The organism is Paenibacillus pabuli NBRC 13638 (genome assembly GCF_001514495.1).
Lineage (GTDB): Bacteria > Bacillota > Bacilli > Paenibacillales > Paenibacillaceae > Paenibacillus > Paenibacillus pabuli.
The window spans coordinates 12,529-23,964 of the sequence record NZ_BCNM01000013.1; the positions used below are offsets into that span (position 1 = coordinate 12,529).

An 11,436-nucleotide genomic window follows, 5' to 3' on the forward strand; every position below is an offset into this window, starting at 1 on the left:
TTAATCGTTCATTATTGAAAAAGGCATCATCGTTACCTAACCACTCACCTCACCCATATTCTAAGGAGGAACACACATGAACACCGCTTATGCTTTAAAAAACGTCAATCTGATCCACGGAGATTCGAGCCATAATCTACAAAAAAACATAACCATTCTCGTCAATGAACAAGGACTTATCCAGGATATCGGCCGAGATCACGAGTTGCATATCCCAAGTCACTACACAACGATCGACCTCTCAGGGAAATACGTAATGCCGGGACTGATCAATGCCCACGTGCACCTCTTTGCAGATGGTAAACCGTTCAGTCTCTCGGTCAGTGAAAGCATGTTGAAGTTCACATATGATCGGATATTGAACACGAAATTCGGCAGAAACGTTTTAAAAAAAAGAATGAAACGCAACGCGCTGACCGCACTTCATGCGGGTGTGACAACGATGCGCAGTGTGGGAGAATTCTTTTACACCGATGTCCAGCTGCGAGATGAGATTAATAACGGCGAATTCGTCGGCCCTTATCTGCTTGTCTCCGGGTTTTTCCTCAGTGTGACGGGCGGACATGGTGCTCCATTCCTCGCTCTGGTGGGCGATTCCCCGTGGGAAGCACGAAAAAATGTACGGATCAATGTGAAACACGGCGTGGATCTGATCAAAATCTGTGTGACGGGCGGCGTGACGGATGCGAAAATGGTGGGCGAAGCTGGCCGTTTGCAGATGACGGTGGAGGAAGTTGCAGCGATCTGCGATGAAGCGCATAAGATTGGTTTGCGGGTGGCAGCGCATGTTGAGAGCACGGAAGGCGTAAGGGTCGCGTTACAAGGTGGCGTCGATACCATCGAGCACGGTTCGGAGATGGACGACGAAATCATTCGTTTGTACAAAAATAATCCCAATGCCCTGAATGGCTACACAGCACTCATCCCCACTCTGCAAGCTGCTTATCCATCCGCTTCACTGGATACCAGCGTAACGAAGGTAAGTGCAACGGTAAAAGAGAACTCCAGACTGGTCTACGATTCCATGCTCAAAGGCGTGAAGCAAGCGATCGAAAACAACATCACCATAGGTATCGGCACTGATGCCGCTATGCCTTACGTGACTCACTATGATATGTGGAGAGAGATGGACCACTACATGAGACAGGCCAACCTGAACAACAAACAGGTCATCGACATGGTGACTCGAACCAATGCGAAGATCCTCGGTGTTGACGATGTAACAGGAACGGTGGATATCGGGAAACATGCTGATCTGATTATCATGGAGCAAAATCCGCTGGAACATATCGAGGCCTTGTCAGACATCGCTATGGTCATGGTCAAAGGAAATCTAATTCAAACACCATCTGTCACAAGAATCAAAGAAGTCGACGATGTTCTAAACTCAGTTTGGTGAATTCAGGAGTGAAATCATGCTTGGTATATTGATCAATTGTTTTTCCATTATATGCGGGAGTACCCTTGGAGCCATCTCCAAAAGGATCATGAATGACGGTTATAAGTCCATACTCAATCAAGTGATTGGAATCAGCGCGCTCATCATAGGCATTAGTACAACCATGAGCAGCATATCGACCAGCCAATATCAGATTATGTTTATCATCTTCCTCACCTTAGGCGGGATCATTGGGCAACTGATTAATTTCGAGAACATCCTGTCGAACATCATGACCAAATTCTCGTCCAATGGTTTAAATGAAGGATTAACTGTTGCCATATCACTGTTGTGCGTGGGATCGATCCCGATTCTGGGGCCACTGCAAAGTGCATTACAGGGGGATAACACCTTTTTGCAAATCAATACGATTTTCTCTGGCATTACGTCATTGATTCTGGCATCCACCTTCGGGATCGGCATCATCTTCTCAGCGTTCATTCTGTTGGTGATCGAAGTGCTGGTCTTCTTCTCGGCTGATTTCTTATCCGTCTTCATGACGTCGAACATTTATGAATGAAATCACTCTGATCGGTGGCATCCTGGCGCTTTGTACGGGGTTAAACATCTTGAAGATTACGGAAATCAAAGTATTGAATCTGTTACCCGCCCTGTTTAATCCGATCTTTTTGCTATAAAATCAGATAGAAACAATGGTGGGACGATGTGAAGTCAGACACCCGGCTAGGCAAAATGAAATGAATTAATCATTTAATCCCTTGCCATCCAGAATGGGCTGCATATATTTTTCCACTCGGGACACTCTGGTTTTGGATTGTTTCGGTTGCGAAAAATAATGGAGATAGGCCCGCTGACGACCGGGTGTCAAAGCTTCAAATGCAGTCTGAAATGCAGGGTTCTCATCGAATTGCTGCTGAAGCTCCACGGGAATGGTGTATTCCTCCGTCTTCTTTTTCTCCACTTCCAAACCGGCTTGTTCCACTTCAATGGCTTCTTGGATGTAGGCTTTCAGAATATCTTCCTGTTCTATTATTTGCTCCACATTGGTGAATCGGATCTGACGCCCTGCCTGTACATTCTCCGTTTGCTGGATCAAGATGCCATGCGTATCCTTTAACAGGGCACCTTTCATGAACAAAATGGCACAATACTCTTTGAATCCATGGATCAATACGATATTTTTACCATTCAACGTATAACACGGATGCATCCATTTAAAATCTTCGGTCAGCTCACAATCCAGAATGATCTGTCTTAGCTTCTTGGATTCTTCCTTCCACGTTTTAATTTTGCTTAAGTAGGCGTCAACTTTGGGATTCGTATTTGTATCGGTCATCAAGGAATACCTCTCTTCATCTTATGAACTCATAGGTTCAATTGTACTGGTTTTCAATGGATTGTACAGCTTGCTTACAGGAGCTTTTATTGACTTTTCCACTTCTATTTAAACCTTGAAATCAACAAAGGCCACCCCTCTCAGGATAACCTTTGCTTTAATTTCATTAAATATTGGCGATTACACGTACATCGAGGAAGGATGAGAAATTTGAAAGCAAAACATAAATGGCCCCTCATCGTGATAAGCAGCTTTGTCGTGATGCTCCTGGTTATCATCTATTTCGTTTTCTTTTCGGATGATATGAAAGGATGGTCTTCACCAGCAAAGGAACAGCAATATTACACAGGCACCATTGTTGAAATAAAAGAACAAAACAGTAAAGTAGACGGAGACAAGGTACTTTATTCCATCATACTGGATAATGGAGAATATCTGAATGTAACGAAAAATTCGAGGTTTTATGTTACTTCGAGTGACTTTTATCAAGCAGATGCAAAATTCACTAAAATGAGAATCGAGGCTGACTTCAACGAAGTTAATGTAGGTGATAAAATTGAAAGTTGGACGAGACAAATAAATAATCATTTATTTGAAATATATGAGTTAACTATAAAATAAACAATGGCCATCCCTCTCAGGATGACCTTTGCTTTAATTTCATTAAATATTGTGCATTTACACATGCAACGCCAACAGCAATTTATAGATCATTGCGGCGGCTTCCGCACGGGTCGTCATATTCCCTGCACGAACCGTATTGTCCGTATATCCGTTCACAATTTGGGCCTGAACGGCTGTATTCAATGCCTCTTGTGCCCAAGCCGGGGTTTGCGACTCGTCAGTGAAGCTTGGTTTTACAGCATCATTGCTCGTTCCCGACTGTGCATCTGCACTTAACTTCAAAGCATTCGCCATCATCACAGCCATCTCCGCACGAGTGATCGTCTCATTAGGCTTGAACGTATTATCACTGTAGCCCTTCACGATTCCGGCTTGCACGGCTGCCGCAATGTCACTCTTCGCCCAGCCTGGCAGACTGCCTTGATCTGCAAACGTCGTATCCGACTGCACGGACTTCAAAGCCATTGCCTTACTGATTAACGTAACAAACTCTGCCCGTGTAATCTTCTTGGATGGTTGGAATGTACCATCGATGTAACCCTGGATAACATCCATGCCAATCAAACGGTCTGCATAGTCGGATGCCCAGTGTCCGTTCAGATCGGACAGATTTGCTGGTGTGTAACTGGACACAACAAAGGTACCCAGATGAGTCACTTTTGCCGAAACGGTTCCTGGTGCATTCGTCTTGCCACCGATGAATACCCAGCTCTGACGGGATTCATTATAATAGTAGATCGCTGGCTGCGCTCCTTGAGACAGCTTGGACGCATCATATTGCAGGCTCAGTGCTGCCTGATCGTTCAATGTCCGTCCTCCACTGCGAGTAATCTGTACCGCTTGGCCCAGTACGTTCAGTGAAGCTGGATTCTGCAATTGGTCCTGGGACACGACAGATAGTTGCAACGTATCTTTTTGCCCAATGGCTCCTGCCGGAGCGTTGAATTGCACGATGTCTTTTAGACCCGTTTGTACAGGCTGGTTCGCTTCGACCTCTACCTTTACTTCAGTAGAAGAACCTGGTCCCGTTTCCGGATTGGTTGGTGTAGTTGGAATGGTTGGTGTGGTTGGAACGGTAGGCGTTGTTGGCACACTTGGTGTGCTTCCACCGGAATTCCCGCCAGAATTGCCTCCACCTGAACCCCCGCCATCATTGCCTGAGCGGGCTTGTACGGTAACCGTACGTGTGACTTCCTGTGCAGCATTTCCGGCAATATCTTTCACGTTATAACGAAGGGTGTAGATCCCCGCTGCTTGTGTGTTCACTGTGCCATCCATCTGCACTGAACCACGGATGCCCACATTATCGGTAGCCTGTGCTCCAGGCTCGTTATACGGATCTCCCACGGTTAATGTCATCTGGCTGCTGCCTTGCAGGGTGATGACAGGAATTTCACGGTCTATTTTGACCACCAATGGTAAAGTATACGTTTCGCTCAGATCGTCTGTCGCTCTGAATAACAGCTTATGCTCTCCAGGCTCGGTTACCTCCAAAGGCGTATTCCCTGTATATGGTTCGTACGTCTGCCCTCCATCACGAGAAAACTCAATGATTGCGGAAGTCGCTGGCGCGTATACTGCGCTGGTTACACTCACCGTTACGGACTGGTTTGTCCATGTATCCGTATGATACGGCTGGCCGTCAGCAGTGGTCATGTTGGCTTTTAACACCAATATCTGATTATTTGTTCCTTCCACAATGACGTTAAACGTCTTCGTGTCGCTCACACTGCCACGTTGTACCGTTGCCGTCAATTCCAATCGCTCATTATTCTCAGGCTGTGTAAGAAGTTTGCCCTGTTCATCCATCAATTCCGGGTTGGAGCTGGACCAGCTAATCGTTGCTCCATGTTTTCCTTCCACAGGAAGGGTAAGGTCGGAAGTGACCGCGTTCAGATTGCCCAGATCAATCGCTTGAAGCGTATCCGTTACCGCCTGTGCATCACTGTAAGGTGTCGCACTCACGAAGATCGGATTGGAGTAGAACCACAGATCGCCATAGTTCTTGTCATTGATCTCATTGAAGCGAGTCGTTGCATCAGCTGTTGTAATTTTCGGATCAAGCTGTGGTTCACCATTTACGGTTTCACCTGTAACGTTCATACCCAGATTCGTACCGCGCAGACGGAAATACTTATCCTGGTCTGTGGCTTTGATCTTGTACGTAATAACATTGTAGCCTTCGGCGTCTGTCGTCCAATCGTTGGACGTGAAGGTAGCCAGCACTTGGGTGGAATCGTTGGTGTCTTTGTTATATGCGGCTGTGCCCTTCTGGGCCTTGCCTGTCACATCTCCCGCAATGAGATCAACATGATCGACCATCGGTATTTGTCCAGCGGACGTGACGCTGTTGATTGGTTTTTCATAATTGTTGCTTGTGGTTGGACTCTTGAAACGGATTTTCAGTTCCACTTCGTCACCTTGGGTCACACCCAGGTCTCCGCCCATTTCAGCCTGAGCGCCTGCGCCGGAAGCCGTGAAGTCCAGTGCGTTGATCAGATCACCGAATACGGAAAATGATTTCCCCGAACGCAGTCCTTCCAGCACGGCTTGCATGCCTGTACCATCAACCCACGAATAGGTCTTGGCATATTCGCCCGGAAAATAACCGCTGGAATTCGTGTCAATCGTTTTGAAATGGTAATCCGAATTGCCATAGTTCCAGAAGTGACGCCCTTCTCCCAACAATGCATCCCACAGACCGCCCACCTTGGCGACCATATAGTCCACACCGCCGTATGTACGATATTTGTATCCATCGTCTGCAGTTGGATCGGCTACGTTGTATGTTGTATTATACCCGCCACGATCCGGTTCCATCTGGTTCCCAAGCATACCTTCGATACCGAATACGACTTGTGGGGCCAGATCGTTGAATTCACGGAAGTCCGCGATGGTATATTTGTTTTTGCCCCGTGAAGGGTGATTGATCATCGCATAACTCGTCGTTGGATACTTGGTTGCCAGCCAATTGATGGCAGCCAGCGCATCCTGATGAGTCGTATAGGCACGTCCACCCGTCCCGTCCCAATTCGCTACGTCAGCTACATCGAACAGGTTCGCTGCGCGATTGGTAAATCGATATTCAAATTCGTTTGCAGCTTCCAGCGCCTCGGTCGAATTCGGCTCATCCGTCAGAATTCCCACCCCAACATGTTCGTGTGTCGGCATGTCCCATTCGAAACCGGAGAAAATTGTCTTGCCTGCGTATTTGCCTGCTCCCTGAAGTGCTTTGATCTGTGGCACCTGATATTCATTCATTCCTTTGGACATCGGAATTGGTCCAGTAGAAATTACGTCTCCGTTGTGATCCCGCTTGGATAACCGCAAATGATCCGTAAGCGCGATCCAGTCCAGACCATACTTCGTCAGTCCCGCATCGAGTACATTTTCGAGCGAATTCTGCGCATCATCGGACTCAAACGTATGTACATGCAAATCTCCCGTTTGCCATGAACCTGTCGCCGAGCTGTTGGTTGGTGTGTTATCTCCCGCATCCGCATAAGTTACCGCAGCAGGGAAAGCTCCCATTACAAGGCCCGTAGCCAGTGGTATAAGCGTAAGCATAGCAAGCATTTTCTTTCCTTTATCGTTGAACAAAATCATCCCACCACCGTTCTGAGTTGTTGTGTCGGGAGTAAATATAAGAGACTTTGAGGGCAGGGTCAACGCAATGAAAGCGCCTATTAAAAATTTGACATATATCTGCATTGCTTTACATTTTGTTAACGATTTCTTTTACTTGGTATATGAAGATCATACTCAGTCTTACTCCATATTAAGGTCTTGAAATGTGCTAGAGAGAAGTTGCAAGAGGGTGAAGAAAAATTCGGATTTTGTTCACCATTCAGGGAATTTCCACCACCGCTAGTGGTCTATTAGGAATATGGCTGGCTTCCGTTCTGGCGTATTATACATACTCAATTTTTTACATATTTATCAACCGACTTTTGTAGCGTCTTTTTTTGTACAGTAATTAGTACAACAGCGAAACTACTTGTAGCTTAAGTCCCCTTATAAAAAACCGCGTGATTGGCTCGATGGAGCTTTGTCAGCATTTGAGCAACTAAAGGGATATAGAAACTCAGCGGCATTGTAGGACACAAATATCCTGGAATGCCGCTGTATGATTCAGGTGTTAGGGTGATCACCTGTTACTTTACTGCCATTAAACTATCCTGCCCGTTAGCGTAATCAAAATCGTGTATTAGTTAAACTACTTATTATCATCCACATAAGATTTGCACACTGAAAATTACCAGCATGACACTGCGTTGTTATTAGAGTCAAACCAAATAATCTCTGTGCAAAGCATGTCATGTTGTTAAAACTTATTCTCTCTGTTTCATTTTACTAAGTCGCGTTTCTAATCATAGGTTTCCATTCTAAGAAATTCTGCTAAATTAGAACTAAACGTTTCAGGTTCTTCTATAAACGGAAGGTGACCACAATCTTGTATCACTATTTTTGTCGAATTCTTTATTTCTGTATGCAGGATTTCAGCTGTCTCCCTATTGAATAAGTGATCAAGTTCGCCAATAATGATTAGAACCGATTGACGGATTTCCTCTAATCGATTGGCAGCATAAGGCTTTGAGACGCGTGAAAGATTTGGGGGGAAGCGGCAAAAGTTACTAGTGTTTCGCACGTTGTCAATTGTTTTTAGCCAAGCATTTTCTTTTTTGGAAGCAGGAAAGTAATATCGCCAAAATGGATTAGTGATAAAAGTTTCAATAGCTTTTTCGCTTCCATTCAGCTTTACCTGAAAATGCTGCTTAATTCCCTGCCATAGCATACTTGCGGGATAGTTACGGCCGCTGACTGAAGGTGCCGCCAAGATGAGACGGTGAACACGATCGGGATAGGTCAGAGTGAAGTCAATTGCGACGCTGCCCCCCATGGATGAACCAACTAAGTTTACTTTTGGCAACCTAAGTGCATCAAGTAGCAACTTCAGATCTTCCACATTAGAGAAGAAAGTCCGTGGAGTGTCAGAATATCCATAGCCTCGCAAATCATAACCTATAACGAAATTATGGGCGGAAAACATCCGCATTTGCTCTTCCCAAATCCGATGATCATTGAAGTTGCCATGAATAAACACAATCGGCTCTCCACTACCTTTGCTTTCATAAAATAGAACTCCGCCCTGAACATCTATGTAACCTTGATTGAAAATAACATCACTCCCTTTATAGCAAGTCTGCCTTATGCAAGTTGTCTTCAATAATGGATCGTAGTACCTCGGAGACAGAGTAATTGCCTTTGCCGCAACAACGGTCTATTTCATCCCAGCATTCCTCTGGCAAGGTAAGCGAGATTTTACGCGTGATGCCTATTGGCTTTCGGCCAGCACCAGGGCGAGCTCCACCTTGTTTTTTCGAATGTTTACAATTGGTCGTTAATTTATTTTCTGTCATAAGTAATCACCTGTTTTCATCATTACACATCCTAATTTGAAGGTCAATTACTGCTACCTTAATCAAATTCGGTCGGGCTTGGTGAAACTAACCTGCCCGTTAGCTTATATGGAACAGATAATATTCTAATCGAAATTGGTACCATGTTCTTAACCTTTTCAGCAATGAACTGAGTGTGGAAAATCCCCTTTATTATGTCGCCTATTGAGGCTTTGACTACATCGCTTTTTATTTAGATAGACATCTAATCGGTACAAGTTCTTGTCCTTGGCTCGGGACATGAACTTGTACCGATAAAACAAAAAAGCCGCTAAAATAGCGACTTCAATGGGACTATGTTCTTGTCCCTCGACAAAAGTTCCCTACCAAAACCCTGCCAGCAGAGCACCTCCTGTTAAATAGGCCGAACTTAATACATGAAACACCTTGGAGAATGTTGCCGTACTCAGCATTGCTTGAACGGGTCAACGAACTTGCTGTTCCTGTGACTACGCCTACTGCAACAGAGATAACGAACCCTCGTGACCACCTCTCTGCCATTAGAATATAGTAAAGATCTTTCTTACGAATACGGATAAACTCGGCGAGTGAAATCAGTAAAGGGATACCCACGCCAAGTGTCGCGAAAGTAACGTAATAAAAAAATGGAGCAGTCGCCGCCAGCGATACTGCTCCTTAATTTATTGAACTAAAGTGCTCTGTTAGTTTAGTGATTACTTCATTAAGTATGGGATAATTGAATCGATCTGTATCCCTCGTGATGCTTTTAACAAAGACAGATTGTCAAACCAAGTGCGACAGTTCCTCTGTGAAAGATTCGTGAGCGGTTCTCCAACCCAAGCATTTTCGTGGTCTGTGGTTAATTAGATCTAGTGAACCGGCGAGATCTTCATCCTCCACTTGAGTGAGATCGGTGCCTTTCGGGAAAAACTCTCGAAGCAAGCCATTCGCATTTTCATTGGAACCGCGTTGCCAAGACGAATATGGATCAGCAAAATAAACGTGCAGGTCATGGCTTGTTTCCAGATTGGCATAGCATGCAAACTCTTTTCCCCGATCAATCGTGGCTGTGAGAAAAGTACCTGTAGGATACTGTGAGATGGCTACACCAAGTGCAATTTTCATGGACAAGGCGGGGCGATCAGGCATGAGAATGGCGGTATACAGACGGATTTTGCGTTCAATGAGCGTGGCTTCGCATCCTTTACTTTTCCCGCGACCCGATACGACGGTATCCAGTTCCCAGTGCCCAAATGTTTCACGGGAACGAACCTCCTTCGGACGATGGGAAATAGACTTTCCTATGAGAAATCTACCGCGAGTTTCAGCCGGTTTCTGACGCTTTCCTTTGTGCCGAAGAACCTGTAACGTGCCTCGAACCAGACGCCCAGCGTAGAGCCAGCGATAGATGGTTTTAAAGGAGACCGGCGGCAAGCCTTGGATGCGGAAACGTTCCGTGATTTGCTCTGGAGACCACGTTGCCTGTAGTTTTTCCTCCAAGGAAATAGCGATGGCTTCGGACCATTTACCGGGTGAGATCGAAGCTTTACGACGTTCCTCATAAGCGCTCTGAGCCTGCTCTGCATGATAGGGTTACGATGAAGTAGCACGATCCAATTCACGACAAATCGTCGAAGGGTGCCTTCCCACCTCTTTTGCAATGGTTCGCGCACTTTGACCTTGCTTGTGGAGGATTTCTAGCTTGCTGCATTTGCGAAGCAAATACGTTATGACTTCTGATAACTGCGGCGGAAGGCGCCGGGTGTAAGTCGTTCGAACTTCTTGAAGATTGCTCCATAATAGCTGGCAGATTCGAAGCCGACTTGACGAGCAATATCCTCCATCCCACGCTGCACATTGTCGAGCAGCAGTTCCTTGCTCTTGTTGACCCTTACCTGATTAACATAGCTGATGGGACGAATGCCTGTCGTCTTCTTGAACAAATGACAGAAATATTCCGGTGTGACACAGATCAGTCCAGCCAGCGTTGGCAAAGTAATCTCTTCAGCATAATGCTGTTCAATATAATCCAGAACCGGTTTTAATCGCTCATACTGCTGCCCAACCGTATCGCTGCCCTCAACAGACACGCGTTGAATAATCTCTGTCAATAAGGTATAGAGGATGGCGGAGCAGGCGTAATTGCTTAATGTCTGCTCTTGTGGTGTTAAGGCAGCTTGCAGCAACTCCCGCATTCGGGATAGAAGGTATTCAGGCGATGAAAGCGTGTATACGCATGTGTCGACAATACCAACGGTTTCAAACAAGCTCGCTGACCCATTGCCATCAAAAATGATCCAGTCGACTTCCCAGCTCTCGAATAGCGCATAGTATTCGTGCTTCTGTCCAGGGAACAACAGCATGCCCATGCCTGGCTTGACGATATGTTCCGCTTCACTTAGCTTGAGTTTGCCCACTCCGCTGCGGCATTGTATCCACTGATAATCCTGAATGCCTTGGTCTCGGCATATGTGCTCCTGTTCATGATGCAGGCCGATGCCAAGCAAATAAAAAGGAAGCAGCTTATCTCGGGCAGATAATACTGGGAAATTGCGATTGGGAAGAGGCATGCGACTAACTCTCCTATTATCTTAATATTGTTATATCATATTAATTTTTTAAGATATTCACTCCAATTAATATAGCATATAATCGCA

General features: G+C 45.6%; 8 protein-coding genes and 2 pseudogenes. 4 read left to right on the top strand and 6 right to left on the bottom strand.

The annotated features are described in order from the left end of the window. Positions 1-76: 76 nt before the first annotated feature. The 3 genes from PPA03S_RS17845 to PPA03S_RS34275 are packed head-to-tail and all read left to right on the top strand — an operon-like array spanning position 77 to position 2,076. Positions 77-1,399 carry an amidohydrolase family protein gene (locus PPA03S_RS17845; protein ID WP_062324757.1) on the top strand — a complete coding sequence of 441 codons (1,323 nt, stop codon included), beginning with the start codon at positions 77-79 and terminating at the stop codon, positions 1,397-1,399. A gap of 16 nt (positions 1,400-1,415) precedes the next feature. After that, positions 1,416-1,958, top strand: a complete 543-nt coding sequence (locus tag PPA03S_RS17850) for a DUF554 family protein (RefSeq protein ID WP_062324758.1) — start codon at positions 1,416-1,418, stop codon at positions 1,956-1,958. Then, a complete protein-coding gene (locus tag PPA03S_RS34275; RefSeq protein WP_082704208.1) occupies positions 1,951-2,076 on the top strand; it encodes a DUF554 family protein in 126 nt (41 codons plus the stop codon). The genes PPA03S_RS17850 and PPA03S_RS34275 overlap by 8 nt, the downstream gene beginning before the upstream one ends. Positions 2,077-2,141: 65 nt before the next feature. On the opposite strand, the gene PPA03S_RS17855 is transcribed toward PPA03S_RS34275, so the two are convergent. Next, on the bottom strand, positions 2,142-2,735 hold the full coding sequence (locus tag PPA03S_RS17855; protein ID WP_062324760.1) for a YdeI/OmpD-associated family protein: 594 nt from the start codon (positions 2,733-2,735) through the stop codon (positions 2,142-2,144). 210 nt (positions 2,736-2,945) lie between these two features. Between PPA03S_RS17855 and PPA03S_RS17860 the strand changes: the two genes are divergently transcribed. Further along, complete coding sequence (locus PPA03S_RS17860) at positions 2,946-3,356, top strand: hypothetical protein (protein ID WP_062324762.1); 411 nt, start codon at positions 2,946-2,948, stop codon at positions 3,354-3,356. Between the two features lie 57 nt (positions 3,357-3,413). On the opposite strand, the gene PPA03S_RS17865 is transcribed toward PPA03S_RS17860, so the two are convergent. The 5 genes and pseudogenes from PPA03S_RS17865 to PPA03S_RS17880 form a co-directional block, all read right to left on the bottom strand. Continuing rightward, on the bottom strand, positions 3,414-6,959 hold the full coding sequence (locus PPA03S_RS17865; RefSeq protein WP_157284233.1) for an S-layer homology domain-containing protein: 3,546 nt from the start codon (positions 6,957-6,959) through the stop codon (positions 3,414-3,416). Positions 6,960-7,725: 766 nt separating this feature from the next. Further along, positions 7,726-8,463, bottom strand: coding sequence for an alpha/beta fold hydrolase (locus PPA03S_RS17870; RefSeq protein ID WP_062324766.1), 738 nt, complete (start codon positions 8,461-8,463; stop codon positions 7,726-7,728). A gap of 781 nt (positions 8,464-9,244) precedes the next feature. Further along, positions 9,245-9,442, bottom strand: a pseudogene (locus PPA03S_RS32380) (cytochrome ubiquinol oxidase subunit I); the annotation flags it as partial. Positions 9,443-9,562: 120 nt separating this feature from the next. Beyond that, positions 9,563-10,510 (bottom strand): annotated as a pseudogene (locus PPA03S_RS17875) (IS30 family transposase). Continuing rightward, positions 10,507-11,349, bottom strand: coding sequence for a helix-turn-helix domain-containing protein (locus PPA03S_RS17880; protein WP_062324768.1), 843 nt, complete (start codon positions 11,347-11,349; stop codon positions 10,507-10,509). The pseudogene PPA03S_RS17875 and the gene PPA03S_RS17880 overlap by 4 nt, the downstream one beginning before the upstream one ends. Positions 11,350-11,436: the final 87 nt, after the last annotated feature.

Coding starts and splice junctions, on each gene's coding strand:
- PPA03S_RS17880 (WP_062324768.1), bottom strand. CDS start 11,349: ATGCCTCTTCCCAATCGCAATTTCCCAGTATTATCTGCCCGAGATAAG.
- PPA03S_RS17845 (WP_062324757.1), top strand. CDS start 77: ATGAACACCGCTTATGCTTTAAAAAACGTCAATCTGATCCACGGAGAT.
- PPA03S_RS17855 (WP_062324760.1), bottom strand. CDS start 2,735: ATGACCGATACAAATACGAATCCCAAAGTTGACGCCTACTTAAGCAAA.
- PPA03S_RS17850 (WP_062324758.1), top strand. CDS start 1,416: ATGCTTGGTATATTGATCAATTGTTTTTCCATTATATGCGGGAGTACC.
- PPA03S_RS34275 (WP_082704208.1), top strand. CDS start 1,951: ATGAATGAAATCACTCTGATCGGTGGCATCCTGGCGCTTTGTACGGGG.